Here is a 25,490-nt window from a genome sequence, read left to right on the forward strand (position 1 = left end):
CCATTCTTTGCATTTCACAACAGATTTGATCCGTGAGATCCCTCCGATCAGCCGGTTGCGGCCGGTCCGAAGGAGCATGCGGAATGGATGACTTGATCAGGATACCCTGCGTGATGATGCGCGGCGGAACGTCGAAGGGACCGTTTTTTCTGTCTCGCGATCTTCCGGCTGATCCCGTCGAGCGCGACCGCCTGCTGATCGAAATCATGGGCTCCGGCCACCCGCTGCAGATCGACGGTCTCGGCGGCGGCAACTCGCTGACGAGCAAGGTCGCGATCGTCGGTCCGTCGAGCCGTCCGGAAGCTGATGTCGATTATCTCTTCGCCCAGGTGAAGGTGCTGGAGCGCAGCGTCGATACGGCGCCGAACTGCGGCAACATGCTCTCGGCCGTCGGCCCTTTCGCCATCGAGGCCGGCCTGGTTCTGCCGACCGGCGACGAAACGGTCATCAAGGTTCACAACGTCAACACCGGCAAGATCATCGACGCCCGCATTCAGACCCCCGGCGGCGCGATCGCCTATCAGGGAGAGGCCGCCATCGACGGCGTGCCGGGCAAGGCCGCCCCTGTCTATCTGGCCTTTCGCGATGCGATCGGCGCCAAGACCGGCCGACTGCTGCCGAGCGGCAAGGCGACCGATGTCATTCTCGGTCTTGAAGTGACGCTGCTGGACGGCGCAACGCCGGTGGTGATCATCACCGCGGAGGATATGGGCTACAGCGGCTCGGAGCCCGCTGCGGCTTTCGACGCCGATACGGATTTCATGGCCCGGCTCGAGGAAATCCGGCGGGAGGCCGGAAGGCTGATGGGGATGGGGGATGTCAGCCAGTCGGTTCTGCCGAAGCCGGTGCTGATCGGGGCGCCCGCGAACGGCGGCGATCTGGCCGTACGCTATTTCACGCCCGCCAATTGCCACACCGCGCTTGCAACGACCGGTGCCGTAAGCCTCGGTTTGGCGGCAACGATCCCGACCGGCCTGGTGGGTCGGCGTTTTCCGGAGCTTTCGCTGCCGGCGACGCTCGCCTTCGAGCACCCGACCGGTGAACTGCGGGTAAGGGTCGAGAAGGCCATAGGAGACAATAGCCCGACTGTGTCTGTGATGCGCACCACGCGTCGGCTGTTTGAAGGTGCGGCTCTTGTTCGCAAAGACGCTTAGGGTCTTGCAGAGCAACGTGTCGCGAATGCATTAACGAACTGGGAGGAGAACAAAATGCCCATGAAATTTACCCGTCGCGTCGCCCTGGCCCTGTGCGGGGCCGCCATGACCATGTCGGTCGCAGCCCCTGTGATGGCGCAGGAAGCCTATCCGTCCAAGCCGATCACGCTGGTGGTTTCCTATGCCGCCGGCGGCGGCACAGATGCCATCGCCCGCGTCTTTGCCGCGCGGCTTGAAAAGGCGCTCGGCGGTCGCGTCATCGTCGAAAACCGGCCGGGTGCCGCCGCCAACCTTGGAACCGAAGTCGCCGCTGCGGCTGATCCCGACGGCTACACCCTGCTGATCGGCAATCAGGGCCCGATGGTCGTCAACCCGCATATCTTCAAGCTGAAGGCCGATCCGGGCACGGACCTCGATCCGATCGCGATGATCGCGGATGCGTCCCTCGTCGTCGTTGTCGGACCATCGCTCAAGGTCAACACGCTCGGCGAACTGGTCGAGGCGGCCAAGTCCGGCGAGCTGGTCTATGGTTCGGCCGGCAACGCCTCGGCCAGCCATCTCGGCGCGCTGCTGCTCGGCCAGACCGCCGGCATCAAGGTCAGGCACGTTCCTTACAAGGGCGCAGGCCCGGCGGTGAACGACCTCGTCGGCGGCCACATTGACTTCATGGTCACCACCATTCCCTCGGCGATCGGGCTGATCGAGAGCGGCACGCTGAAGGCGCTTGCCGTCACCGGCGACAAGCGCTTTGCGAGCCTGCCGAATGTGCCGACCGCCATTGAAGCCGGCGTTCCGGGCTACACGGCCTCGGCCTGGTATGGCCTCGTCGGTCCGAAGGGCATGCCGGCGGACGTAAAGTCGAAGCTCGAGGCGGCGACGACCGAGACGCTCAGCGATGCCGACGTGCTCGACAAGCTGAAGAACGACGGCGCCGTGCCGTCCTCCATGGGCCCCCAGGCCTTTGCCGATTTCATGGCCAAGGAGCGCGCGCGCTGGGGCGACGTGGTGAAAGCGGCCGACATCAAGGTCGAGTAAGATGGAAGCCACGTCCACGAACACTGAAACCGAGCCCTCTGCGGGAGGGCTCGGGCGGGAGAGGCTTGCCGGCATCGTGCTGGTCGGCCTCGGCGGGCTTGGCCTGTGGGCCGGCTCCGATCTGCCCTTCATGACCTCGGAAGGCGTCGGCTCGGGGCTGATGCCGCGGCTGCTTTCCCTCGTCATCCTGGGGCTCGGGCTCCTGCAACTGGTGCTGAGCCGAAAGGATCCGGGGCCTTCGACAGGCCGCTGGGCGATCCGCGAGACGATCCCCGTCATCCTCGGCGTCGTTCTCTTTGCCGTTACGGTGCGTGGCTATCATCTCGGTCCGGTTACCATTCCCGGTCTCGGCCTCTCGATCGCCTGTCCGCTGGCGGTCGTCGCTTCCGGCCTGGCCGCGCGCGATGCGCGCCTTGGCGAACTTCTTGTCTTTGCCGCCGTGCTAACAGCCTTCTGCATCGGCCTCTTTCGCTATGCGCTCGGGCTTTCGGTTCCCGTTGCGCCCTGGCTTCTAGGATACTGAGATGCTGGACGTCTTTATCAATCTCGGCCTCGGCATGACCGTGGCGTTCACCCTGCAGAACATCGCACTCTGCTTCATCGGCTGTCTCATCGGCACGCTGGTGGGCGTGTTGCCCGGCGTCGGCCCGGTTGCCACAATCGCGATCCTGCTGCCGGTCACCCTCTCGCTCGATCCGACCGGCTCGTTGATCATGCTCGCCGGCATCTATTACGGCGCCCAGTACGGCGGCTCGACCACGGCCATCCTCGTCAACATTCCCGGGGAAGCGACCGCGGTCGTCACCGCGATCGACGGCCACAAGATGGCCCAGAAGGGCCAGGCGGGGCTTGCGCTCGGCCTGGCGGCGATCGGTTCGTTCTTTGCCGGCACGGTTGCCACCATCGTGATTGCCGCTCTCGGCGTTCCGATGACACGCATGGGCCTTCTCTTCGGCCCGACCGAGTATTTTTCGCTGATGATCATGGGCCTCGTCTTTGCCGTCGTGCTGGCGCACGGCTCGCTTCTGAAGGCGGTGTCGATGATCCTCGTCGGCGTGCTGCTCTCCTGTGTCGGCGCCGATATGGAAACGGGTCGCGAGCGCATGACCTTCGGCCTTGAAATGCTTCAAGACGGCATCGAATTCGTCGTGCTGGCCATGGGCATCTTCGGCTTCGGCGAGATCTTCAAGAACCTTGCCGATCCGGAATCCCGCGATGTCGTGCGCAGCCGCATCGGCCGCCTGTGGCCGACGCTGAAGGAGCTGAAGGATAACTTCCCGCCGATCCTGCGCGGCACCTTCCTCGGCTCTGTCCTTGGCGTTCTGCCGGGCAACGGCGCGATCCTCGGCCCCTTTGCCAGCTATGCGGTGGAAAAGCGTATGTCGAAGCGGCCGCAGGACTTCGGCCATGGCGCACCGGCGGCCGTCGCCGGCCCGGAAAGCGCCAACAATGCCGGCGCGCAGACCTCGTTCATCCCGCTTCTCACCCTCGGCCTGCCGCCGAATGCGGTGATGGCGCTGATGGTCGGCGCGATGATGATCCAGGGGATCGTGCCCGGGCCACAGGTGATCGAGCGCAATCCGGAACTGTTCTGGGGGCTCATCGCCTCGATGTGGATCGGCAACCTCATGCTGGTCATCATCAACCTGCCGCTGATCGGTCTGTGGGTGAAGCTGCTGCGCGTGCCCTATCGCCTCCTGTTTCCGGCCATCGTCTGCTTCTGCTGCATCGGCCTCTACTCGATCGCCAACGATGCGGCCCAGGTAATGATGGCCGCCCTGTTCGGGATCATCGGCTACGCCCTCTACAAGCTCGAATTCGAGCCTGCGCCGCTGGCGCTCGGCTTCGTGCTGGGCCGCTTGCTAGAGGAGAAGCTGCGCCAGTCGCTGATTATCTCCGGCGGCAGCCCGCTGACCTTCCTGCAATCGCCGCTGTCGGCAATTCTGCTGGCGATCGCCGTCATGGCGCTTGTGATCGCCATCTCGCCGTCGATGCGGCGAAACCGCGACGAGGTCTTCAAGGAAGCCTAAGGTTTGCTTCTAAACGTTGGAAAGGCCACGGGCACGCCGCGCCCGTGGCCTTTCTGTTGGGCTGGCGGGCGAGGTATCGTCGCCGATCGGTCAAGAACATCGCTCCTCTTCACAAGTGCGCGGAAGCGGCGTAATCTCCAAGGATATTCTTAAGTAGAAATAATTTAAGTAATAGATCCTGCGGGGACAAAGGAATGGCTGCGACGGGAGCGCGCGGCGACAGGCGGGAGCAAATTGACGGGCTTCGCGTGATCGCCATGACGGGGGTATTGTACGTTCATTACTGGAACGAGCATCCCACACTTGAATCTGTTCGAGTTTCACTCTTCTTCATCATCAGCGGCTTCTTGATCGGGGTGATCCTGCTGTCGGCAAAAGACACCCAGGCAACGATCAACGTCACCAATTTCTACATTCGCCGCTCGCTTCGCCTGCTTCCGGCGCTGTTCCTGATGCTGTTCGTGGCGGCACTGTTCAACATGGATGGCATACGCAACAGCCTGGCGTGGCACACGTTTCAGATGTCGAGCCTGTATTTCGCCATCACTCAGGACTGGGAGCCCTGGGTTGCCGCGCATCTCTGGAGCCTCAACATCGTCGAGCAGTTCTACCTTACCGCTCCGCTGATCATCATCTTCCTGAGCCGGCGGCACATATTCGTGGCTTATGTCCTCATCTTCACGATGTCGGTGATCGCCCGAACCTATAGCGACGAGCTCGGTCTTCTCGCCTGGTCAAACATCGTTCTTGCCTTTGACCCGGTGGCGGCAGGGGCGATCCTGGCGCTGGTCAAGGACAATGCCGATGTGCGGGCGGTTCTGACGAGCAAGCTCAACAACCTCGCGTCTGTCGCGATCATCGCGTCACCTCTCTTCGTCGGTTTCAAGTTCGGCCATTCGGAAACCTATAAGTTGCTTTGCATCTACGCGCTGGCCTCGATCGTTCTGAGTTCCTACATCGGATACAAGGGCGTGTCGGCCTATCTCCTGGCAAACCCCGTCACGCGCTTCCTCAGCCGCGTCAGTTACGCGACCTATGTGTACCACATGGCGCTCTGGTGGCTGGTCGCAGAACAGTGGCCGGCGCTCTACAGGGCGGGGCCGATGACGTTCCTCATCATGAGCACCATCACGGTCATCGTCGCGACGATTTCCTGGCATCTGGTGGAAAAGCACTTCGACGCCCTGAAAGCCCTGTTCCCCGTAACCCAACCGGTGCCGCTGGCGGCCGAGCGTGCCTGACCCCGCCTGCAGGGCGAGGAGCAAGGGCGCAATTATTGCCAACCATCGGAAGGGCTGACGCAATATTTGCGCCCCGAGGCGAAGTTCTTAAGTCGGTGTTAACCACGTATTTGGTTGTATCGCCACAATCACAGCGGCCCATGAAGGGCATTTTTCAATTTTAAGATGTCACTAATATGGTCAGCATTCTCACGAACGCTGGAGCGATTTCTGCGCTCCAGACTCTGCGTACGATTAACTCCGACATGGCTCAGGTCCGCGGGCAACTGAACTCGGGCCTGAGAATTCAGACGGCGGCCGACAACGCGGCCTATTGGTCGATCTCGACAACCATGCGCTCCGACGCCAAGGCCGTGTCTGCGGTCCAGGACGCGCTCGGGCTGGGAGCGGCCAAGGTCGAGACGGCCTATGCGGCGATGGATGCCGTTACCGGTATTCTCAGCGAGTTCAAGGCCAGGCTGGTGACGGCGAGGGAGCCCGGCGTCGACAAGGGCAAGCTCCAGAAGGAGCTCGACCAGCTCAAGCAGCAGATCCTGAGCATCGTGGATTCGGCGAGCTTCAGCGGACAGAACTGGCTGAGAACCAATGTCTCCGACATCTATGACAGCGATCTGAATCGCACGTCCGTCGCCTCCTCGTTTTCGAGAGACGCCCGAAACGGCGTGTCGCTGAACACGGCCGACTTTTTCCTGCGGGACTCCTCGCTGTTCAACAGCACCGGCGGCGGCATCCTGCAGGCCGACACGCGGGATCTGAGGACCGTCGGCGGGATCCGCTTCTTGACCTCGGTCGATGTCGACGGCTACACCACCAACAGCAACTACAACAACCGGGCGGGTCAGGCTGGCGAATTCGTGTTCCATTTCACGGGGCCGCTCAGTTTTTCGAACGCGGGCGACAAAATCACGTTTGACGTCATCGTCGACAAGGACAGCAGCTCTCAAGGTCTCTCGCTGCCGCTACACGCCGGAAAGACGACCTCGGTCACCGTCGATCGCACCACCGTCGATACGGTGCTCGGCGCCGCTGCCAACGGCGTGATATCGGACTACACGCAATATGCAGCAGTGCTCGACCACGCAGTCAAACAGGCGGGGGCCGGCGCCACGGTCAAGACATATAGGCACCCCTATGAGCCTTACGCCCCCATTATCAATCAAATCGGCTTCATGACACAGCAGAATTCCGGCCTCGACGGGTCCTATGTCGAGGTCGCCAATCTGGTCGTCAGCACGTCGAGCGGCGGCGGAGCTGGCCTCGTTGAAAACTCGGATTTCGGCGAGCGCGGATCGGAGATGACGCTGACGTTCGAGCAGTTCGAGGTCTACAAGGACGTCGTCATATCCTTCAATTTTTCGGTGAACGGCGAAGCTCCCAGCACCCATTCCTTCGACCGCAATCAGGTGAACGCGCTGCTGGGCAAGGATACCGGCAAGATCGAAACGGTCGACGAGATGGTGACGGTGCTTCAGTCGCTCATCACCCGGCCGAACACCATCATTCAGAACAACGGCTCAGGCGGCATCCTGATAAAGTCCGATCCGGCCGTCGATCGGAAATCCGGTGCCGGAACCTTTATCGGCTTCACCAACATTGACGTGAACATCGAACCGATCGCCCGCAGAAACTTCCTTGACGTCGATATCGCGGCCAACCCGCAATCGGTCGATTCCTATCTCCACTACATCGAAGTCGTCCTGCAGCGGACCATCGACGGTGCAGCGGCGCTCGGTTCGCTGCTGTCGCGCATCGACATGCAAACGACCTTCGCTCAAACGCTGATGGCGACGATCGACAAGGGGGTCGGGCGCCTGGTGGATGCCGACATGAACGAGACATCGACGCGGCTGAAGGCCTTGCAGTCGCAGGAGCAGCTCGGCATTCAGGCTTTGCAGATCGCCAACTCCGACGCTCAGAACATCCTGCAGCTCTTCCGCTAAGACAAGCCGCAGAGGTGGATTTGGAGGGCGCGATTAAGAGGGGAGAACGGCGTCCGCTCTGCGGACCTGCCTCGACTGACCCTGGAACTTAACCCATCCGAGACTCCTCGGCTGTCACCTGCGTTACAGGCGTGTCGCAGCTTCTGCCTATTCTGGCGCCCGGGAGGACCTGAGCGGCGCAGTTCGTCGCCGCACAATTTAGGCCGCGACATCCGGAAAAAACGGGGGCGCGGCCGGGTCAACGAGGATTAGACATGCGTAAACTTGCGACACTCTCTCTAGCAGCTTTGGTGACTGCGACGGTCGCCGTGGGCGGCGTTGCTCCGGCATTTGCCGGCGGAAGCTACTACAAGGGCGTATCGACAACGCCCATCAACGAAGGCCACAAGAGCGAGAAGTACAACCCTGAGGCCAAGGTCGTGAACCGCCCGCCGCCGCGCAACGGCGCCTATTACAAGGGCATCATGCGCAAGTAATGCGGTATCCGTGGGGCGTGCGTGGCCAAGCGGCCTTTTTGCCCGTCGCGCTACCCGGCATAACCTGCGAAGCAAGCGAGGGCGCCAGCGGCGCCCTTTTATATTTTAAAGCAGAACGTGGTTCAGGATGTCGCTTTCGCTGACCACTAGGTTCGGCAGGTGCCCCTTGCGAAGATAGTGCTTGCGATCGCTGTCGGCCGTGACGAAGACGGCGGTGCGGGCAATTTCGTCCTGCGTGAGTTCCGTTGTGCCGGGAACGACGGCGATATGGGAGCGCAGGCCAAGGTCACGCAACAGCTCTTCGATCGCACCATGGTCTTCGACGCCGTGCAGCACCAGACGATCGATCTCGGCGACCGCGTTCGTGTGCCACATCACCGTCTGCAGGGCGACCATGAGCGGCAGAACGCCCTTTGATCGCTGCAGTTCGGGATGGTGTTCGAAGCCGCCGAGCATCAGGCGAGTATAAAGCTCATAGGCGCGGATGTAGTCCTTCTTCGCGAGCCACATGCGCAGGGCGACCGTCATGCGCAGCATGGTGAAATCCCTCACCTGCGCATCGAGATAGGCCCGGCGCTCCGGTGTTAGCCGCACGGCGCCGCGCTTGGCACCGGAATAGAGAAAATATTCAAGGCCGCCGCGGTAGCTGTCCCAGGCGGTGAGCACGTCGGCATGGCCGGCTTGCGGCCGGTCGCGGGCAATCTTCGAACGGGTGACCTGTCGGTAGAACGGCTTTCTCAGGAAGGCGACGGCGCCCTGCTCCAGAAAATGGGCGAGATAGGCGAAGGCCCAGTAGGCGAAGTTCCTGGGCACCCAGGCCGACCGTAGCGCCGACGCCCGGTAGATGCCGATTTCCGGAAACACGTGTCGCTCGCAGAGGAAGTCGAACACTTCCTCGGAAGCGCGCTTCTTGAACTTCGTGTCCTTGTCGACGATGTAGAACGGCGGATCGTCGCGCTCCTCGACTTCGTCATGCGTGTACCAGGGCGCGTAGCAAGCGGTGACTTCCGGATTGAGATCCAGGTAGCGGATCGCCTCGCGCATGCCTTCGTTGATCAGGATGTCGTCGTCGGCGAGATAGAGCACATATTCGCCGGTCGCGCGGCTGAAGGCGCTGACGACGTTGGCGCCGGAACCGTAGTTCTCCGCCTGCCTGAGGTAGCGGATCGGCAGGCCCTTGGCGATGAAACGCTCGGCCACGTCGCGCGTGTCGTCCGTAGACGCGTTGTCGGAGATGATGATCTCGTACTTATAGGAGAATTGGTAAAGGTCGACGAAGTAGCCGAGCGACTTCTCGAGAAAGGCTGCGCGATTGTAGGTTGGAATGCAAATGCTCAGCTTAACCTGGCTCACGCGCCTCTCCATGGTGCTTTTCTCGCGCGGTTTCCAGTCTCTTCGGACGTTGCCGTTGCCCGCATCGCCAGCCCTGGCGCTGCCCGCACGGCGCAGGTGTTCCGCGCATACAGGGAACGCCCCCTGCACATTCCTTATTCCGCTTCGATCTTGTGTGAGCCTTGTCTTGGATAGGCGATGTCGGCCCCCTCACGGCGCCGGTCGAGCGCAGTTAACGCTTTGTTAACCATGCTGGAGCACTCTCGGATCAGGCTCACGCCGCCCCTTGTGCGACGGACCGGAGCTGCCGGACGGGATACGCCGTCGCGTTCGTTCCGATGGAGCCGAGGTAAGGGTGTACGATATGGCAGAGCACATGATGAAAATGCTGATGAGCATCATGGCCGCGCTCTCGTTCGGCTCCCTGCTCTTTCTCGTGGCCATCCTCTAGGGCTCTCTGCCCTCAAGGCCACCGCGTCCTTCGACGCCTGTCAGGGATAAAGGTAGAATTCGTCCCAGCTCTCGTGCGGCACAAGCTCACCGATCTTGTATTCGAAGGACAGGACATCCAGGTGCTCGGCGTCGGTGCGGCACTTGAACTTCAGCTTGTACCATTCGCCCTTGCTGCGGAACACGGCGCCCGGCGCCTTCATCTTGTCTTCCTTCACGACCGGTTCGGCGAAAGTATAGGCAATCACCTTGTCCGGTTTGAAGCTCGACTTGTCGGCGTTGATGCGCTCCATCGCTTCGGTGTCGCAGCGCTGCTCCAGGCGGGTCTGCGGGTCGAGCTTCTCGAACTGACGTACCAGGGACTGATCCATCGCCAGCGCCGGGGAGAATGTGGCGGTGAAGACGAGCGGGTACGCGAGTAGCTTCATGCTTGACGGACTCCTGGGAACGGAAAGGACCAACCCGGCAAATCACTGCCGGGCGCGCGCTTGCGGTTTCAGTTAAGCTTTGTGGCCATTCCAAGGCATGCCCCGTATCCGCAACGGCAAGCTACGCTTCCGATACGTCGATCCACTCGGCGCCGGTCAGCTCGGCGATGCGGGTCGGGCTGATGTGCACAGCCGCATTGGTGGCACCGGCGGCCGGCACGACGATGTCGTAGGCCTTGAGCGACAGGTCGCAATAGATGCTGTGCGGCTTGGCGAGACCGAAGGGGCAGACGCCGCCGACCGGGTGGCCGGTCTCGGCTTCCACCTCGTCGAAACCAAGCATGCGGGCCTTTGTGCCGAAGCGGGCCTTGTACTTCTTGTTGTCGAGGCGGGCGTCGCCGCGCGTGACGATCAGGATCACGTCGTCGCCGACGCGAAGCGCCAGCGTCTTGGCGATCTGGGCGGGCTCGACGCCGTGGCCCTCGGCCGCAAGAGCAACCGTGGCGGTGCTTTGTTGTAGCTCGATGACGTCGATATCTGGGGCGTGCTGGGAGAAGAAGTCTTTGACGGAGGTCAGGCTCATGGCGAACAGTTCACGCTATTGAAAAAGCAAGGGGTGGCCGCCGCGGCGCAAGGAGCGCTATGGTCCTTCGTGCCGGGCGCGCAAATCTCTCAATCGTCGTTGGAAGCGTCAAGGTCTTCCGGGCGCAGACCTTCCTGCTGCGGTGGCAGGTAGCCGTGATTGGTGAACCAGTTTTCGAGGATCGCGATGATCGCCTGATCCCGTGTCTGCATTCCCGGGTGATCCGCAATGAACGACTTGAGCGCCGTTTCGATCTTGTCGGTGTAAAGAGCGTTCATGCTCGCCTCCGTCTGGCTATGTGCGATGTCCCGTCCAGCAGATCACAGTGCTACAGCCCCCTTCGCGCGTCCAGATGGAACGGCCGGGGATATCCCGGGCGCGAAGGGTACTGCCGCCGGCGTTGGGTCAGGCCTGTTTGACAATGCGGATCAGCACCAGAAGGATGACGGCACCGATCGTCGCGTGCAGGATCGCTGAAAGGATGCCGGTGCCGAGGCTGATGCCGATCGCCGGAAAGAGGAAGCCGGCGATGAAGGCGCCGATGATGCCGACGACCATATTGCCGATGAGGCCGAAACCGCCGCCCTTGACAATGAGGCCGGCGAGCCAGCCGGCGACCGCGCCGACGATCAGGAAGACGAGAATGCTTTCAATGCCCATGAACGGGTCCCTTTCCGTTGAATCTCCAAGGGAAAGATAGATCAGGAATTGAAATCAGATAGGGGGCAATTTCATCGCGCAGCGATTTTTTGAGCTGTCGAGCGTGGGATGCGGCGCCGGGCCTCAAATGGCAGCCCGGCGCCGCTCGTTTCAGGGTCAGACGATACCGCCCCCGCCGCCGGCAACGGCCGGGCGCTCAGCCGCGACTTTCGCGCGGTAACCGCTCTTGCGATAGGCCGCGACAGGTGCGATTGCGCCGCCGCTTTCGAGCCGCGCCATTGCGAGAATAGGCTCGACGTCGGTGCGGAAGGCTACCTTCAGCGTCTCGCTCGCCATCAGCGCGTCGTTGTCGTCCTGGTAGCCCGCGAGCGCCTGGCGGTCGACAATCAGCGCCTGGGCATAGGCGCGGCAGACCTCGGTGGCACTCGTCATCAGGCTTTCGATCGGGTCGGTGACGTTGTGGCTCTGGTCGAGCATGTGCGCCGGCTCGAACCCCTTGGCCTTGCGGGTCTCCGCATCGACGAGTTCGTTGAAGACGAGGAACAGCCGGTAGGGATCGATCGAACCGGTGTCGAGATCGTCGTCACCATACTTCGAATCGTTGAAGTGGAAGCCGCCGAGCTTGCCGAACTGGATGAGGCGGGCGACGATCATCTCGATGTTGACGTTCGGCGCATGGTGGCCAAGGTCGACAAGGCAGAAGGCCTTGGGGCCGAGCTCCTGGGCGATCAGGTAGTTGCTGCCCCAGTCCTGGACGACGGTCGAATAGAAGGCCGGCTCGAACATCTTGTGTTCGGTGTAGACGCGCCAGTCATCCGGCAGCGCCGCGTAGACCGATTTCATCGCGTCGAGATAACGCTCGAAAGCGCGGGTGAAGTTGCTCTGGCCGGGGAAGTTGGAGCCGTCGCCGACCCAGACCGTCAGCGCCTTGGACCCAAGCTGCCGGCCGATCTCGATGCATTCGAGATTGTGCTCCACCGCTTGGGCGCGCGTGGCGGCGTCGGCATGCGACAGCGAGCCGAACTTGTAGGAATGTTCCTGGCCCGGCGCGTCGGAGAAGGTGTTGGAGTTCATCGCATCGAAACCGAGGCCGAGCGACGTGCCCTTCTCCTTTAGCTCGGAAATGTCGCTCACCTTGTCCCACGGGATATGCAGCGAGACGGTCGGCGTCGCCCGGGTCAGCTGCTGGATGACCGCGCAATCCTCGAGCTTGTCGAAGATGTTGCGCGGTTCGCCCTTGCCGGGGAAGCGGGCAAAGCGCGTGCCGCCGGTGCCGACACCCCAGGAAGGGACGGCAACACCGTAGGCGGCGACCTTCCGTTTGATCTCGTCGATCGCGATGCCGCGCCGGCTGAGCCTTTCGCCGAGGCTCTCATAATCCCGGCGAAGTGCGGTGAGCCGGCTTTCGTTCTCGGCCTCGACGGTCGCCTGGCTGATCATGGTGGTCGTCATGAAACTCTCCTCGATCAGCGGGTGAAGGACTGGGCGTTGCCCGCGTCGACATTGATAATGTTGCCGGTCGATTTCGCCGACATGTCGGAGGCGAGGAAATAGATCGCCTCCGCAATATCCTCGGGGAAGACGCTGAGCTTCAGCATCGAGCGCTCGCGATAATGCGCCTCGAGGTCGTCCACATCCATCTTGTAGGCGGCGGCGCGCTGTTCCTTCCACTCGCCAGTCCAGATCTTCGAGCCGCGCAACACCGCGTCGGGGTTCACGACGTTGACGCGGATCTGCGCGCCAGCCCCTTCGAGCGCCAGGCAGCGGGCGAGGTGGATTTCGGCCGCCTTGGCGGTGCAATAGGCAGATGCGCCGGGGGAGGCGGCAAGACCGTTCTTGGAGGCGACGAAGACGACGTTGCCGCCGGCCTTCTGCTGGCGGAAGATGCGGAAGGCTTCACGCGAGACGAGGAAGTAGCCGGTCGTCAGGATGTCGATGTTCTTGGTCCAGAGCGCCAGCGTCGTGTCTTCGATGGCGGCCGACGAGGCGAGGCCGGCATTGGAGACCAGGATATCGAGGCCGCCGAAGGCGAGCAGAGCGTCGGCAAAACCGCCCTCGACCGCCGCTTCGCTGGTGACGTTCATGCGGACGGAGCGGACGAAATCCTTGCCGTAGCGCTTGGACAGTTCGCCTTCGGCCGCCGCAAGCGCGGTCTCATCGATATCGGCGAGCACGACGCAGGCGCCTTCCTGCATCAGCCGGTTGGCCGTCGCCTTGCCGATACCGCCGGCGCCGCCGGTAACGAGCGCGATGCGGCCGGCGAGGCTCTTCGGCTTCGGCATGCGCTGCAGCTTTGCTTCCTCCAGCAGCCAGTATTCGATGTCGAAGGCTTCCTGTTCCGGCAGGCCGACATAGGTGGAAACGCCGGAGGCGCCGCGCATGACGTTGATGGCGTTCACGTAGAACTCGCCGGAGATGCGGGCGGTCGCCTTGTCCTTGGCAAAGGTGATCATACCGACGCCGGGCACGAGATAGACGACCGCGTTCGGGTCGCGTATGGCGGGGCTATCTTCGTGCTTGCAGCGCTCGTAGTAGGCCGCATAGTCGGCGCGATAGGCGGCGATCGCTTCGGGCAGCGTTGCCAGCGTCTTGTCGACATCGGGACTGGCCGGATCGAAATCGACCACCAGCGGCCGGATCTTGGTGCGCAGGAAATGATCGGGGCAGCTGGTGCCAAGAGCGGCCAGCGGCTTCAGATCCTTCGACGTGACGAAATCGAGCACGGCCTGGCTGTCGTCGAAATGGCCGACCTTCTTCTCGTCGGCGCTGATCAGCCCGCGGATGACCGGCATCAGCTTGCGGGCGACGTCGGCGCGGGCGGCCGCGTCGAGCGCCGGCTTCACCGCGCCGCCAAAAGCAGGCTTGGTGTTCTCGGCCTCGAACCAGGCGATCGCCTTGTTGATGATCTCGACCGTCGTCTCGTAGGCTTCTTTCGCCGTGTCGCCCCAGGTGAAGAGGCCATGGCTTTCAAGCACCACACCGCGTGCGCGCGGGTTTTCCAGGCAGAACTTTTCCAGCCACAGGCCGAGCTCGTAGCCCGGGCGCTTCCACGGCAGCCAGCCGATGTCGTCGCCGAAGATCTTTGCCGTCAGCTCGCGGCTGTTCTTGGCCGCGGCAATCGCGATGATTGCGTCGGGATGCATGTGGTCGACATGCTTCTTCGGCACGTAGGCATGCAGTGGCGTGTCGATCGAAGCGGCGCGTGGATTGAGGTTGAAAGTGCAGTGCGGCAGGTAGCCGACCATCTCGTCTTCGAACGCGACACCGCGATAAATCGACTTCAGCGCGTTGAGCTTGTCCATATAGAGAGTAGCAAAACCGTCGAGCTTGATCGTTCCGACGTCGCCGCCCGAACCCTTGACCCAGAGCACCTCGACCGTGCCGCCCCCAAGCGGATCCTTCTCCATCACCTTGGCCGAGGTGTTACCGCCGCCGTAGTTGGTGATGCGCTTGTCGGAGCCGAGCAGGTTGGAGCGATAGAGCAGGCGCTCGGATTCGCTCATGCCGGCAGCCTTTGCCTCGTCCCAAAGGTTTGCAAGTCGCGCACCCTGCTGCTTGTCGAGCATCTCGAATTTCCTCCCGGTCTGATATCGCGCGGCTTGGCGACCGCGCAGAGATGTGGTTGGCATCAGATCACAGGACTTGAGCGTTAAAGTCAATCAAAAACGATCAAGTTCGCGCATATTGCGCTGCACAATGAAAAAACATGATTGTTTGTGATTGACAATGGTCGATCGTGATGGAAGCATGAACGCCATCGGAGGAACGCATGCACGAGAAAGAAAGACACCGGATCATTCAGTCGGCGGTTCAGGAAAAACCCGTCGTCACCGTCCAGGAGCTGGTCGATCTGACCGACAGTTCCGAGGCGACGATCCGGCGCGATATTGCAGCCCTCCACGTGCAGAAGAAGCTGCGACGGGTGCGCGGCGGCGCCGAGGCGATCAATCCGCCGCAATTCGTCGGCCTTGCCGGTCGTCCGTTCAAGGTCAACGAGGGCCTGCACGCCCGCGAAAAGCAGGCGATCGCCAAGGAGGCGGTGGCGCTCTGCGAGGATGGCGAGCCGATCATCATCAATGGCGGGACCACGACCTTTCAGATGGTGCATTTCCTCAGCAATCGGCGAATGCAGGTTTTCACCAATTCCTTCCCGATCGCCGAGCATCTTTTGAAGCATTCGAAGAACACGGTGATGCTGTCGGGCGGCACGATCTACCGCGAGCAGAACATTATCCTCAGCCCCTTCGACAATGACGTGACGCGCAATTTCTATGCGCGCCGCATGTTCATGGGGGCGCAGGGCTTAGGCCCGCTCGGCCTGATGGAGGCGGATCCGCTGTTGATCCAGGCGGAGCAGAAACTGATCGACCAGGCCGACGAACTCGTCGTGCTGGTTGACTCCTCGAAGTTTCACAAGCGGTCGAGCCTCATCCTTTGCGGGCTGAAGCGGATCGCCACTGTCATTACGGATTCGGGCATCGAGGACAGGCATGCCGCGATGCTTGAAAATGCCGGTGTGCGGCTGGTCGTTGCCAGCTCGAGTGCCGGCACAGATGCGGAGAACATGTCCTCGTCCGCCTGAGGGGTGGGCGAGGAGAGGGGAAGGTGACGCTCACGGCCGGAGGGGCCGGGGCATCGCCAATGGAGGAAATCGCGCCGGCGACGCTTGTCGCGTGCCGGTCATTGGGAGGAAATGAGCATGAAGATCCTGAAGTCACTGATGGTCACGGCCGCCGTTTCGCTGGCGCTGATGGCCAATGCCGCGCATGCGGAAAACAAGAAGATCGCGCTCGTGGTCAAGGCGCTCGGCATCGGCTTCTTCGAAGCCGCCAACAAGGGCGCGCAGGAAGCCGCCAAGGAGCTGGGCGACGTCGAGGTGATCTATACCGGCCCGACGACGACGACCGCCGAAGGCCAGATCGAGGTGATCAACTCGTTGATCGCCCAGAAGGTTGACGCCATCGCCGTTTCCGCGAACGACACCGACGCCCTCGTTCCGGCGTTGAAGAAGGCGATGGATCGCGGCATCAAGGTCATCTCCTGGGACTCAGGCGTCGCCAAGGATGGTCGCCTGATGCACCTGAACCCATCGTCGAGCCCGCTGATCGGCAACATGATCATCAAGCTCGCCGCCGACAACCTGCCTGAGGGCGGCGATGTCGCGGTGCTTTCAGCAACGGCGACCTCGACCAACCAGAACACCTGGATCGCCGAGATGAAGAAGGTCCAGGGCAACTACAAGGGCATCAATGTCGTCGCGACCGTTTATGGTGACGACCTCGCCGACAAGTCCTACCGCGAAACGCAGGGCCTTATTCAGTCCTATCCGAACCTGAAGGCGATCATCGCGCCGACCTCGGTCGGTATCGTTGCCGCCGCCCAGGCCGTCACCGACGCCGGCAAGATCGGCCAGATCAACGTCACCGGTCTCGGCCTTCCCTCGGAAATGGCCGGCCACGTGAAGTCGGGCGCCTCCAAGTCTTTCGCGATCTGGAACCCGATCGACCTCGGCTACTCCGCAACGATGGTCGCCTACGACCTGATCAACGGTGCCGAAGCCAAGCCGGGTGCTGAACTGAAGATGGGCCGCATGGGTGCCGTCAAGCTCGACGACAACAACGAAGGCGCGATGGCCGACCCGTTCGTCTACGATGCCAAGAATGTCGAGGAATTCGCCAAGATCTTCTGATCCGGCGAAAGCCCCTCATCCGCCTGCCGGTCCCTTCTCCCCGCTTGCGGGGAGAAGGGACAAGCGGCAACGGTTTGCCCCCCCTTCCCGACGAGGAGGGAAGAGAGCGGCATGCCGGTGCCTTCTCACCGCATGCGGGGAGAAGGTTAGGGTGAGGGGCAACCCGCGCGGGCGGATACGAGGGCATACGAGGCCCGAACGACTTCGCGTTATCGAAACGACTGAATGGTGGACTGTCTCTTGCTGCAGGATACGCTCACATCGCGGATGAAGCCCGCCATTGCGCTCGAAGGGATCTCGAAGTCCTTTCCCGGGGTGAAGGCGCTCTCCGATGTTTCGCTGGCGCTCTATCCGGGGTCGGTGACCGCGCTGATCGGCGAAAACGGCGCCGGGAAATCGACGCTGGTGAAGATCCTGACCGGCATCTACCAACCGGACGAGGGCACGATCTCCGTCGGTGATCAGGAGGTTCATTTGCCGACAGCGCTGGCGGCCGCACGCGCCGGCGTCACCGCGATCCATCAGGAAACCGTGCTCTTCGATGAGCTCTCGGTCGCCGAGAACATTTTCCTCGGCCACGCCCCGCGCAATCGCTTCGGGCTGATCGACTGGAAGAAGCTCAATGCCGATGCGCGTGCCTTGCTTTCGCGCGCCGGTGCCGATCTCGATCCGACCATCCGCCTGCGCGATCTCGGTATCGCCAAGAAACATCTGGTCGCGATCGCCCGCGCGCTGTCGATCGATGCGCAGGTGGTGATCATGGACGAGCCCACGGCCGCCTTGTCGCACAAGGAAATCCACGAACTCTATGCCCTCGTCGAACGGCTGAAGGCAGACGGCAAGGCGATCCTGTTCATCAGCCACAAGTTCGATGAAATCTTCCGCATCGCCGACCGCTACACGGTGTTTCGCGACGGAACGATGGTCGACGAAGGGCTGATCGCCGATGTCAGCCAGGACGAACTGGTGCGCCTCATGGTTGGCCGCGCTGTCGGTTCGGTTTACCCGAAGAAGGACGTGGCGATCGGCGAACCGGTGCTCACGGTCTCCGGTTACCGCCACCCGACCGAGTTCGAGGACATCAACTTCGAGCTTCGCCGCGGCGAGATCCTCGGCTTCTACGGCCTGGTCGGCGCCGGCCGTTCCGAGTTCATGCAGTCGCTGATCGGCGTCACCCGGCCATCGGCCGGTGCTGTCCGGCTCGATGGCGAGGTGCTGGTGATCCGCAGCCCGTCCGAAGCGATCCGGGCTGGCATCGTCTATGTGCCCGAAGAGCGCGGCCGCCAGGGTGCGATCATTGGCCTGCCGATCTTTCAGAACGTCACGCTGCCGTCGTTGTCGCGCACCTCGCGCTCGGGCTTCCTGAAGCTTGCCAACGAGTTCGCGCTCGCCCGCGAATATACCGCGCGCCTCGATTTGCGCGCCGCCTCGCTCGATCAGGATGTCGGCACGCTTTCAGGCGGCAACCAGCAGAAGGTCGTTATCGCCAAGTGGCTGGCGACGAAGCCGAAGGTGATCATTCTCGACGAGCCGACCAAAGGCATCGACATCGGCTCCAAGGCCGCCGTGCACGCCTTCATGAGCGAGTTGGCGGCACAGGGCCTGAGCGTCATCATGGTCTCCTCGGAAATCCCGGAGATCATGGGCATGTCCGACCGCGTCATCGTGATGCGCGAGGGGCGGATCGCCGGGCGGTTCGAGCGCGCCGAACTGACGGCGGAAAAGCTGGTGCGTGCCGCAGCCGGCATTCAGGAGGCCGCGTGATGGCAAACATCCTCAGGAATCGCGAACTGCTGCTGGTCGGCGCGATCGCCGTGCTGCTGGCGCTGATCACCTGGCGTTTCCCGCCCTTCGTCGCGCCCGCGAACCTCGGGCGCGTCTACAACGACACGTCGATCCTGATCATTCTGGCGCTTGGCCAGATGGCGGTGATCCTGACGCGCTGCATCGATCTTTCGATGGCCGCCAACCTCGCGCTCTCGGGCATGGTGGCGGCGATGCTGAACGCCGCCTTTCCGGGCCTGCCGATCCCGCTGATCATCCTTGCGGCAGTTGCGCTCGGCACTTTGCTCGGCATGATCAACGGCGCGCTCGTCTGGAAGCTCGACATTCCGCCGATCGTCGTAACCCTCGGCACGCTCACCATCTATCGCGGCCTGATCTTTCTCTTGAGCGGCGGCAAGTGGATCAATGCCCACCAGATGAGCGACGCCTTCAAGGCATTGCCGCGCGACGAGCTCTTTGGTTTCCCGGTTCTCTCCTGGCTCTCGCTGGTGATGATCGCGCTCGTTTTCCTGCTGATGAGCCGCACGGCGCTCGGACGCGCCTTTTATGCGGTCGGCGGCAATCCGCACGCGGCGGTCTATACCGGCATCGATGTCGGCCGCACCCGCTTCTCGGCCTATTGCATATCCGGCGCGCTTGCCGGGCTCTCGGGCTATCTTTGGGTGTCGCGTTATGCCGTCGCCTATGTCGACATCGCCGCCGGCTTCGAACTCGACATCATCGCAGCCTGCGTCATCGGCGGCATATCGATCGCCGGCGGCATCGGCACGGTAGCAGGCGCGGTGCTCGGTGCGCTGTTCCTTGGCGTGATCAAGAACGCCTTGCCGGTCGTCAATATCTCGCCCTTCGCCCAATTGGCGATTTCGGGCTTGGTCATCATTGTCGCTGTTGCCGTCAACGCCCGCGCCGAGCGGCGTAAGGGCCGCGTCATCTTGAGAAAGGCGGAGGCTGTCTGATGGCCGAGACCCACCTTACCCCACGACATATCCCCGATCGGCTGGAAGGCCGCGGCGCGCGCCTGCTGAAGAGCTGGGAAAGCCTGCTGCTTGTCGTCGCCTGCCTCATCTTTCTCGGCAACTCGCTGGCCTCGCCCTACTTCCTCGACCCGTGGAACCTCTCGGACGCGACCTTCAACTTCACCGAAAAGGCGATGATTGCCTTCGCCATGGCGCTGGTGATCATTTCCGGCGAGATCGATCTGTCGGTGGCCTCGATCATCGCGCTCGCCTCGACGGCGATGGGCTATGCCGTGCAACTTGGCTTCGACACGCCGGCGCTGGTGGTGATCGGTCTCTCTGTCGGGCTTCTTTGCGGTGCGATCAACGGCCTCTTGATCACCGGTCTCGGGTTGCCCTCGATCGTGGTGACCATCGGCACCATGAGCCTCTTCCGCGGTCTCTCCTTTATCATCCTCGGCGACCAGGCTTTCACCGGTTATCCCGACAGCTTCTCGTGGTTCGGCCAAGGCTATGTCTGGTGGGTGTTCTCCTTCGAGTTCACGCTCTTCGTTTCCCTCGCGGTCGTCTACGGCGTCGTCTTGCACAAGACCAATTTCGGCCGCGCGGTCTATGCCATCGGCAACAATCAGACGGCGGCGCTCTTCTCCGGCATCCGCGTTGCGCGCATCAAATTCATCCTCTTCCTCCTGACGGGGTTGATGGCCGGGCTTGCCTCGATCTGCCTGACCTCGCGCCTCGGCTCGACGCGCCCGTCGATCGCGCTCGGCTGGGAGCTGGAGGTGGTAACGATGGTGGTACTCGGCGGCGTCAACATTCTCGGTGGCTCCGGCACCATCCCGGGCGTCGTGCTGGCCGCCCTGATCATGGGTATGGTGACCTTCGGTTTCGGCCTGCTCAACGTGCCGGGCATCGTCATGTCGATCTTCATCGGCCTGCTGCTGATCTCGGTGATCGCGCTCCCCATTCTCTGGCGGCGCGCCCGTCAGCGTCTCGCACATTGAGGATCCGATGGAAAAATACGCGTTCCGCATGCGCCTGAACCCAGGCATGGCCGCCGAATACAGGGCACGGCACGATGCCATCTGGCCGGAACTGGCCATCCTGCTGAAGGAGGCCGGCGTTTCCGACTACTCCATCCATCTGGACGAGGAGACCAGTCTGCTTTTCGGTGTGCTCTGGCGGACTGACGATCACCGCATGGCCGACCTGCCGTCCCATCCCATCATGCAGAAATGGTGGGCCTATATGGCAGATATCATGGAAACCCATGGCGATAACGAACCGGTGGCGGTGCCGCTGACGACCGTTTTCCATTTGGACTGATAAGATGCGGGTTGTTGGCGTTATCGATATCGGCAAGACCAATGCCAAGGTCGCAGCCGTTGATCTCGACCGTTTCGAGGAGATCGCCGTCCGCAAGACGGCGAATGCGGTGCTGATTGATGGTCCTTATCCGCATTTCGATGTCGAGCGTCTCTGGGCCTTCCTGCTCGAAAGCCTCGCGTCACTCCATGCCGAACACGTCTTCGAGGCGATCTCGATCACCACCCACGGCGCGACCGCCGTCGTGCTCGACGCATCAGGCAACCTGGCGCTTCCGGTGTTGGACTATGAGCACGCCGGTCCCGACGGCCTCGCCGCCGAGTATGATAATGTCAGGCCGCCCTTTTCCGAGACCGGCTCCGCGCGCCTGCCGATGGGCCTCAATGTCGGCGCCCAGCTCTATTGGCAGCAGAAGACCTTTCCCGACGACTTCGCCAGGGTCGCCTCGGTCCTGACCTATGCGCAATATTGGACCTATCGACTGACAGGTACGCTCTGTAACGAGCTGACCTCGCTCGGCTGCCACACGGATCTCTGGAACCCACGGGCAGGGACATTCTCGTCTCTTGTCGAAAGCCAGGGCTGGACGCCCCTCTTCGCACCGGTGTTGAAGGCGAGCGATATCGCCGGAACGCTACTGCCAGAGCTTTGTTCGGCAACGGGCATTGCATCAGGGACCCCCGTCTATTGCGGCATTCACGATTCCAACGCCTCGCTGCTGCCGCATCTCCTGACACGTACCTCGCCCTTCTCGGTGATCTCAACCGGCACCTGGGTGGTGATGCTTGCGGTCGGTGCCGAGGCGAAGGTGCTCGATGAACACCGCGACACGCTGATCAACGTCAACGCGCTTGGCGATCCCGTACCCTCCGCCCGCTTCATGGGCGGCCGCGCCTTCCAGCTTCTGTTGGGGGAGGGGGCGCCCCCTGTGTCGCCGCAAACGGAAGAGGCCGTGGCCGGGGCCGGCCACATGCTGCTGCCGTCCATTCCCGAGGGATCCGGTCCCTTTCCGGCCGCAAAAGCGATCTGGACAACGGACGAACGGGAGCTTGGCCCCGCCGAACGCTTTGTCGTCGTCTCGTTCCATCTGGCGCTGATGACAGCCACCTGTCTCGACCTGATCGGCGCGCGCGGCGATATCGTCGTCGAAGGGCCCTTTGCTTCCAACAGGACCTATCTGCGCATGCTCGCCGCAGCGACGGGCCGGCCGGTCTTTGCCGATCCCCACAATATCACGGGTACGAGCCTCGGTGCTGCGTGTCTGGTTAAGGGATCCGCGGTCAGGACCGGGGTCGAGCCGCTTGCGGGCGAGATCGCGGAGAGCCTCGCCGCCTATGCGCAGGCATGGCAAAAGGCGACGCAGGACCATGTGTGCAAAGAAAAGCGGCCGTAGAACATCCGTCCCCGGCCGCAGAGATGCCTGGTTGTGTCAGTAAGAGACGGGCTAAAGTCCGATCAAAACACAGAGCTGCGCTTTGCCGATCGGTTGTGCTCGATGTTGAGCACGATCGATACTGCCATCATTGTCAGGATTGCTGTGAGTGCGGCGCCAATGCCAAGAACAATCATTGTTCGTTTCCTGTAAGCGCATCGTCATGATGTCGCTTTGCGTGATGCGAAGGTTTCTTCGCGCATGCAGCGCCCACTTCACTTTCGCTTCGATACGCGAGCGCAAGTCGAAGTACAATTCTAAACTCTTGTGATTGAGAACCTGTTGGTTTCAGGCGTGTTTATTACAGTTTTGTTGCAGCGCAAAAATGGCGCATGAAAACACCCTGTGAATTTTAGTGATTCCGATTAGAGGCGAGGGACCGTTAACCTTCAAGCAAGGAATTAACCATAAACATGGTCCCACACGTCGGAATGGGATAATTCACAAGTCTCCTCAAGGCATGATGCCGCCCCGCCGTACCGGTTCCGGTCCGGTATCCATTCTTCACCGAATTTACTTGCGGGATGAACGACAGCAGACGCTTTTCGGCGGAGGCTGATCTCATCGATGTGGCGTGCACGTCCGGTGGACCGTGGCTCTCCCTGATGCTCCCCAGGCAAGTTCCGAACGTGCAGCACCGGGGATCAGCGTTGAGGCAGGAAGCATCGTCAGAACAGGCAAAAAAGGGCCAGGCAGGCAGCCTGCTGGAGCGCCTGCGCTTTGCCGGGCTCGACGACGAGAGCTGCAACCGCGTCCGCGATCACAGGCAAAAGCTTTCTCCCCGGATTGATCAGGCGCTTCGCGACCTCTTCCAGCGCCTCCAGACCTATCCCGACGCCGCCCGCCATTTCGACAGCGACCGCCAGATCGACCGCCTTCAGGATCTTCAGTCGTCGCACTGGAACGTGCTGACCGACGCACGCTTTGACGGGCTTTATGCCGAGCGCATCAAGGTGCTCGCAGACACCGCAAGCCGCATGGGCCTCGACCCGCGCTGGCAGATGGCAAGCCATGCCGTCGTGCTCGAACATCTCATCGTCGGACTGATCGAAGACGCCTGGCCGCGATCCTTCCTGCCGATGGGCAAGGCGCGCCGCCGCGAACTTTGCGACCTCGTCGCCGCTCTGGTGCGCACGACCTTCGTCGACAGCGAGATCGGCGTTTCGCTCCGCTTCAACGCCCTCCGCCAACAGCACCAGCGGCAGCTCGCCGAGCAGCGCAGCGCCGACGAGCTGGAGGTCAAGGCGCTCTTCGGCGACTTTGCCGAAGGCGTGAGCCAGGGTGATCTCGGCGCGCGGTTACCGGAAACGGCGGTCGAAGCCTATCAGCCGATCGTGGCGAGCCTGAACGCGGCACTCGAACAGATCCAGCAAAGTCTTCAGGCCTCCGATCAGCGCAGCCAGGCTGCCGGGGTACTGGTCGACCGCATGCGCGACGGCGCGACAGCCTTCACGGACAAGGCGAGCGCTGAAGCCGACGCGCTTTCCGGGCAGCTTGCCGTGCTCTCCGACATGGCCGGACGCATGGCGACCGGTTCGGGCCGGATCAGCGCCACGGAAACGAAGGCCAACGAGACCCGCATTGCCGTCGAGCGCAGCGGCGAGATCGCAGGCCAGGCGATTTCCGCCATGGCCGACATCGAGGCGTCGGCCGAAAAGATCGGCCAGATCATCGGCGTCATCGACGAGATCGCCTTCCAGACCAATCTTTTGGCGCTCAACGCCGGCATCGAAGCGGCGCGCGCCGGCGACAGCGGTCGCGGTTTTGCCGTCGTCGCCCAGGAAGTGCGTGCGCTGGCACAGCGCTCCGGCGAAGCGGCGCGCGAAATCAAGCAGCTCGTTTCCGGCACGAAGGCGCAGGTCGAGACCGGCGTCGAGATTGTCGGCCGCACCCAGGACGCGATCAGCAGCATCGTCGAGCAGGTCACGTCGATCAATTCCGCCGTCTCCGGCATCGCCCGCGAGGCGGAGCAGCAGGTCGGCGACCTCCGCGGCGTCGCGACCGAGATCGGCACGATCTCCAGGGGTGTCGAGGCAAGTGCCGCGCTGGCCGGCGATACCGTCCGTTCGTCGGACGATCTTCATACGGTCATCGTCGAGCTCGGCGAGACCATCCGCCAGTTCCGCCTGGAGCGTCGCCATCCGGCCGCATCGGCGCGCGCCGGCCGCGAGCCCTTCCGTCACACATCCGCCGTCGTTGCCGAAGAGCCGGCCGCACCGTTGTTTGACGACGGGCTGCAGCGGCAGCTTGCCGGTTGGCAGCGCTGATATCAAGGGCAGTAGAGAGTTAGCAGTCGAGGAAGACAGAAATGGCCAGCAAGAAGACCGCCCAGAAGACGCTTAGCCTCGCTCCGGTTTTGGACCTGAATGAGGCAACGGCACTGCACGAGAAGCTGCTCGCGCTCAAGGGCAGCGATATCGTGATCGACGCTTCCGCGGTCGAGCGGGTCGGGACGCTTTGTGTCCAGGTGCTGATGGCCGGCGCCAAGACCTGGGAAGAGGAACATTTGTCTTTCACCTTCAGCAAGGTGTCGGACGCTTTCGAGAAAACGACACAGCTCATCGGGGTCGAGATCGACCACCTGATGGCAAAGGAGATTTGAGAAAATGAAGAAGCGAGTTCTGACGGTCGACGACTCCCGGACGATCCGAAACATGCTGCTGGTCACGCTGAACAATGCCGGTTTCGAAACGATTCAGGCCGAGGACGGCGTCGAGGGTCTTGAGGTCCTGGAAGAAGCCAATCCGGACGTGATCGTCACCGACATCAACATGCCGCGTCTCGACGGCTTCGGCTTCATCGAAGGCGTGCGCAAGAACGATCGCTACCGCGCCATTCCGATCCTGGTACTGACCACCGAAAGCGACGCGGAGAAGAAGAACCGCGCGCGTCAGGCGGGTGCAACCGGCTGGATCGTCAAGCCGTTCGACCCGACCAAACTCATCGATGCAATCGAGCGCGTAACGGCCTGAA

Annotated in this window: 24 protein-coding genes and 2 pseudogenes; 18 read left to right on the plus strand and 8 right to left on the minus strand. The window is 62.3% G+C overall.

Annotated features, from left to right (window positions below):
• The first annotated feature begins 83 nt into the window (after positions 1–83).
• The 8 genes and pseudogenes from IB262_RS13990 to IB262_RS14020 all read left to right on the plus strand — a co-directional run bounded on the left by IB262_RS13990 (position 84) and on the right by IB262_RS14020 (position 7,876).
• The gene (locus IB262_RS13990) at positions 84–1,154 is read left to right on the plus strand and encodes a 4-oxalomesaconate tautomerase (protein WP_090294987.1); all 1,071 of its coding nucleotides are present in this window, start codon (positions 84–86) and stop codon (positions 1,152–1,154) included.
• 54 nt (positions 1,155–1,208) lie between these two features.
• Positions 1,209–2,189: a tripartite tricarboxylate transporter substrate binding protein gene (locus IB262_RS13995; RefSeq protein WP_246802645.1), complete on the plus strand. Its 981-nt coding sequence runs from the start codon at positions 1,209–1,211 to the stop codon at positions 2,187–2,189.
• Position 2,190: 1 nt separating this feature from the next.
• Positions 2,191–2,712: a tripartite tricarboxylate transporter TctB family protein gene (locus IB262_RS14000; protein ID WP_082566601.1), complete on the plus strand. Its 522-nt coding sequence runs from the start codon at positions 2,191–2,193 to the stop codon at positions 2,710–2,712.
• A gap of 1 nt (position 2,713) precedes the next feature.
• The gene (locus IB262_RS14005) at positions 2,714–4,219 is read left to right on the plus strand and encodes a tripartite tricarboxylate transporter permease (RefSeq protein WP_112770557.1); all 1,506 of its coding nucleotides are present in this window, start codon (positions 2,714–2,716) and stop codon (positions 4,217–4,219) included.
• 194 nt (positions 4,220–4,413) lie between these two features.
• On the plus strand, positions 4,414–5,460 hold the full coding sequence (locus tag IB262_RS14010) for an acyltransferase (protein WP_034796993.1): 1,047 nt from the start codon (positions 4,414–4,416) through the stop codon (positions 5,458–5,460).
• Between the two features lie 176 nt (positions 5,461–5,636).
• Positions 5,637–6,032: pseudogene (locus tag IB262_RS36690) on the plus strand (flagellin); the annotation flags it as partial.
• Positions 6,033–7,145: 1,113 nt separating this feature from the next.
• Positions 7,146–7,400: pseudogene (locus tag IB262_RS36695) on the plus strand (flagellin); the annotation flags it as partial.
• A gap of 254 nt (positions 7,401–7,654) precedes the next feature.
• A complete protein-coding gene (locus IB262_RS14020; RefSeq protein ID WP_034796981.1) occupies positions 7,655–7,876 on the plus strand; it encodes a hypothetical protein in 222 nt (73 codons plus the stop codon).
• 105 nt (positions 7,877–7,981) lie between these two features.
• On the opposite strand, the gene IB262_RS14025 is transcribed toward IB262_RS14020, so the two are convergent.
• The 7 genes from IB262_RS14025 to IB262_RS14055 all read right to left on the minus strand — a co-directional run bounded on the left by IB262_RS14025 (position 7,982) and on the right by IB262_RS14055 (position 14,895).
• Entirely contained in the window at positions 7,982–9,229 is a 1,248-nt protein-coding gene (locus IB262_RS14025; protein ID WP_112976046.1) for a glycosyltransferase family 2 protein, read from the minus strand.
• Between the two features lie 470 nt (positions 9,230–9,699).
• Complete coding sequence (locus IB262_RS14030) at positions 9,700–10,086, minus strand: DUF930 domain-containing protein (RefSeq protein WP_034796975.1); 387 nt, start codon at positions 10,084–10,086, stop codon at positions 9,700–9,702.
• A gap of 121 nt (positions 10,087–10,207) precedes the next feature.
• The gene (locus IB262_RS14035; RefSeq protein ID WP_034796972.1) at positions 10,208–10,669 is read right to left on the minus strand and encodes a YbaK/EbsC family protein; all 462 of its coding nucleotides are present in this window, start codon (positions 10,667–10,669) and stop codon (positions 10,208–10,210) included.
• A gap of 89 nt (positions 10,670–10,758) precedes the next feature.
• Positions 10,759–10,947: a hypothetical protein gene (locus IB262_RS14040; protein WP_034796970.1), complete on the minus strand. Its 189-nt coding sequence runs from the start codon at positions 10,945–10,947 to the stop codon at positions 10,759–10,761.
• Between the two features lie 127 nt (positions 10,948–11,074).
• Positions 11,075–11,329, minus strand: coding sequence for a GlsB/YeaQ/YmgE family stress response membrane protein (locus tag IB262_RS14045; protein ID WP_034796969.1), 255 nt, complete (start codon positions 11,327–11,329; stop codon positions 11,075–11,077).
• A gap of 156 nt (positions 11,330–11,485) precedes the next feature.
• A complete protein-coding gene (gene rhaI, locus IB262_RS14050) occupies positions 11,486–12,781 on the minus strand; it encodes an L-rhamnose catabolism isomerase (RefSeq protein ID WP_112976006.1) in 1,296 nt (431 codons plus the stop codon).
• A gap of 14 nt (positions 12,782–12,795) precedes the next feature.
• Positions 12,796–14,895, minus strand: a complete 2,100-nt coding sequence (locus tag IB262_RS14055) for a bifunctional rhamnulose-1-phosphate aldolase/short-chain dehydrogenase (protein WP_112976005.1) — start codon at positions 14,893–14,895, stop codon at positions 12,796–12,798.
• Positions 14,896–15,098: 203 nt separating this feature from the next.
• On the opposite strand from IB262_RS14055, the gene IB262_RS14060 reads away from it, so the two are divergent.
• The 7 genes from IB262_RS14060 to IB262_RS14090 all read left to right on the plus strand — a co-directional run bounded on the left by IB262_RS14060 (position 15,099) and on the right by IB262_RS14090 (position 22,478).
• The gene (locus tag IB262_RS14060) at positions 15,099–15,911 is read left to right on the plus strand and encodes a DeoR/GlpR family DNA-binding transcription regulator (RefSeq protein WP_112976004.1); all 813 of its coding nucleotides are present in this window, start codon (positions 15,099–15,101) and stop codon (positions 15,909–15,911) included.
• 117 nt (positions 15,912–16,028) lie between these two features.
• Positions 16,029–17,018 carry a rhamnose ABC transporter substrate-binding protein gene (rhaS, locus tag IB262_RS14065; protein WP_060522260.1) on the plus strand — a complete coding sequence of 330 codons (990 nt, stop codon included), beginning with the start codon at positions 16,029–16,031 and terminating at the stop codon, positions 17,016–17,018.
• Positions 17,019–17,285: 267 nt separating this feature from the next.
• Positions 17,286–18,782, plus strand: coding sequence for a sugar ABC transporter ATP-binding protein (locus tag IB262_RS14070; RefSeq protein ID WP_112976045.1), 1,497 nt, complete (start codon positions 17,286–17,288; stop codon positions 18,780–18,782).
• Positions 18,779–19,759: an ABC transporter permease gene (locus IB262_RS14075; RefSeq protein WP_060581892.1), complete on the plus strand. Its 981-nt coding sequence runs from the start codon at positions 18,779–18,781 to the stop codon at positions 19,757–19,759. Before IB262_RS14070 ends, IB262_RS14075 begins: the two co-directional genes overlap by 4 nt.
• Positions 19,759–20,763, plus strand: a complete 1,005-nt coding sequence (locus tag IB262_RS14080) for an ABC transporter permease (RefSeq protein WP_060522257.1) — start codon at positions 19,759–19,761, stop codon at positions 20,761–20,763. Before IB262_RS14075 ends, IB262_RS14080 begins: the two co-directional genes overlap by 1 nt.
• Before the next feature lie 7 nt (positions 20,764–20,770).
• Entirely contained in the window at positions 20,771–21,085 is a 315-nt protein-coding gene (gene rhaM / locus IB262_RS14085; RefSeq protein WP_112976003.1) for an L-rhamnose mutarotase, read from the plus strand.
• A 4-nt stretch (positions 21,086–21,089) separates the two neighbouring features.
• On the plus strand, positions 21,090–22,478 hold the full coding sequence (locus tag IB262_RS14090; RefSeq protein WP_112976002.1) for an FGGY-family carbohydrate kinase: 1,389 nt from the start codon (positions 21,090–21,092) through the stop codon (positions 22,476–22,478).
• Positions 22,479–22,529: 51 nt separating this feature from the next.
• Here the strand turns inward: IB262_RS14090 and IB262_RS14095 are convergent, their stop codons facing one another.
• The gene (locus IB262_RS14095; RefSeq protein ID WP_162728773.1) at positions 22,530–22,772 is read right to left on the minus strand and encodes a hypothetical protein; all 243 of its coding nucleotides are present in this window, start codon (positions 22,770–22,772) and stop codon (positions 22,530–22,532) included.
• A gap of 395 nt (positions 22,773–23,167) precedes the next feature.
• On the opposite strand from IB262_RS14095, the gene IB262_RS14100 reads away from it, so the two are divergent.
• From IB262_RS14100 to IB262_RS14110, 3 genes are read left to right on the plus strand one after another with little or no spacing between them, the layout of a single operon-like run.
• Positions 23,168–24,784 carry a globin-coupled sensor protein gene (locus IB262_RS14100; RefSeq protein ID WP_060581894.1) on the plus strand — a complete coding sequence of 539 codons (1,617 nt, stop codon included), beginning with the start codon at positions 23,168–23,170 and terminating at the stop codon, positions 24,782–24,784.
• A 41-nt stretch (positions 24,785–24,825) separates the two neighbouring features.
• The gene (locus IB262_RS14105; RefSeq protein ID WP_034796954.1) at positions 24,826–25,119 is read left to right on the plus strand and encodes an STAS domain-containing protein; all 294 of its coding nucleotides are present in this window, start codon (positions 24,826–24,828) and stop codon (positions 25,117–25,119) included.
• 4 nt (positions 25,120–25,123) lie between these two features.
• The gene (locus IB262_RS14110) at positions 25,124–25,489 is read left to right on the plus strand and encodes a response regulator (RefSeq protein WP_025425897.1); all 366 of its coding nucleotides are present in this window, start codon (positions 25,124–25,126) and stop codon (positions 25,487–25,489) included.
• Position 25,490: the final 1 nt, after the last annotated feature.

This window comes from Ensifer sp. ENS02 (genome assembly GCF_014851885.1).
In the GTDB taxonomy this organism is placed as follows: domain Bacteria; phylum Pseudomonadota; class Alphaproteobacteria; order Rhizobiales; family Rhizobiaceae; genus Ensifer; species Ensifer adhaerens.

Excerpts from the sequence above, each read along its gene's own strand:
- IB262_RS14010 (WP_034796993.1), top strand. The coding sequence starts at position 4,414 with ATGGCTGCGACGGGAGCGCGCGGCGACAGGCGGGAGCAAATTGACGGG.
- IB262_RS14070 (WP_112976045.1), top strand. The coding sequence starts at position 17,286 with ATGAAGCCCGCCATTGCGCTCGAAGGGATCTCGAAGTCCTTTCCCGGG.
- IB262_RS14080 (WP_060522257.1), top strand. The coding sequence starts at position 19,759 with ATGGCCGAGACCCACCTTACCCCACGACATATCCCCGATCGGCTGGAA.
- rhaM (WP_112976003.1), top strand. The coding sequence starts at position 20,771 with ATGGAAAAATACGCGTTCCGCATGCGCCTGAACCCAGGCATGGCCGCC.
- IB262_RS14040 (WP_034796970.1), bottom strand. The coding sequence starts at position 10,947 with ATGAACGCTCTTTACACCGACAAGATCGAAACGGCGCTCAAGTCGTTC.
- IB262_RS14035 (WP_034796972.1), bottom strand. The coding sequence starts at position 10,669 with ATGAGCCTGACCTCCGTCAAAGACTTCTTCTCCCAGCACGCCCCAGAT.
- IB262_RS13990 (WP_090294987.1), top strand. The coding sequence starts at position 84 with ATGGATGACTTGATCAGGATACCCTGCGTGATGATGCGCGGCGGAACG.
- rhaI (WP_112976006.1), bottom strand. The coding sequence starts at position 12,781 with ATGACGACCACCATGATCAGCCAGGCGACCGTCGAGGCCGAGAACGAA.
- IB262_RS14055 (WP_112976005.1), bottom strand. The coding sequence starts at position 14,895 with ATGCTCGACAAGCAGCAGGGTGCGCGACTTGCAAACCTTTGGGACGAG.
- IB262_RS14000 (WP_082566601.1), top strand. The coding sequence starts at position 2,191 with ATGGAAGCCACGTCCACGAACACTGAAACCGAGCCCTCTGCGGGAGGG.
- IB262_RS14105 (WP_034796954.1), top strand. The coding sequence starts at position 24,826 with ATGGCCAGCAAGAAGACCGCCCAGAAGACGCTTAGCCTCGCTCCGGTT.
- IB262_RS14090 (WP_112976002.1), top strand. The coding sequence starts at position 21,090 with ATGCGGGTTGTTGGCGTTATCGATATCGGCAAGACCAATGCCAAGGTC.
- IB262_RS14020 (WP_034796981.1), top strand. The coding sequence starts at position 7,655 with ATGCGTAAACTTGCGACACTCTCTCTAGCAGCTTTGGTGACTGCGACG.
- IB262_RS14045 (WP_034796969.1), bottom strand. The coding sequence starts at position 11,329 with ATGGGCATTGAAAGCATTCTCGTCTTCCTGATCGTCGGCGCGGTCGCC.
- IB262_RS14030 (WP_034796975.1), bottom strand. The coding sequence starts at position 10,086 with ATGAAGCTACTCGCGTACCCGCTCGTCTTCACCGCCACATTCTCCCCG.
- IB262_RS14005 (WP_112770557.1), top strand. The coding sequence starts at position 2,714 with ATGCTGGACGTCTTTATCAATCTCGGCCTCGGCATGACCGTGGCGTTC.
- IB262_RS13995 (WP_246802645.1), top strand. The coding sequence starts at position 1,209 with ATGCCCATGAAATTTACCCGTCGCGTCGCCCTGGCCCTGTGCGGGGCC.
- IB262_RS14110 (WP_025425897.1), top strand. The coding sequence starts at position 25,124 with ATGAAGAAGCGAGTTCTGACGGTCGACGACTCCCGGACGATCCGAAAC.
- rhaS (WP_060522260.1), top strand. The coding sequence starts at position 16,029 with ATGAAGATCCTGAAGTCACTGATGGTCACGGCCGCCGTTTCGCTGGCG.
- IB262_RS14060 (WP_112976004.1), top strand. The coding sequence starts at position 15,099 with ATGCACGAGAAAGAAAGACACCGGATCATTCAGTCGGCGGTTCAGGAA.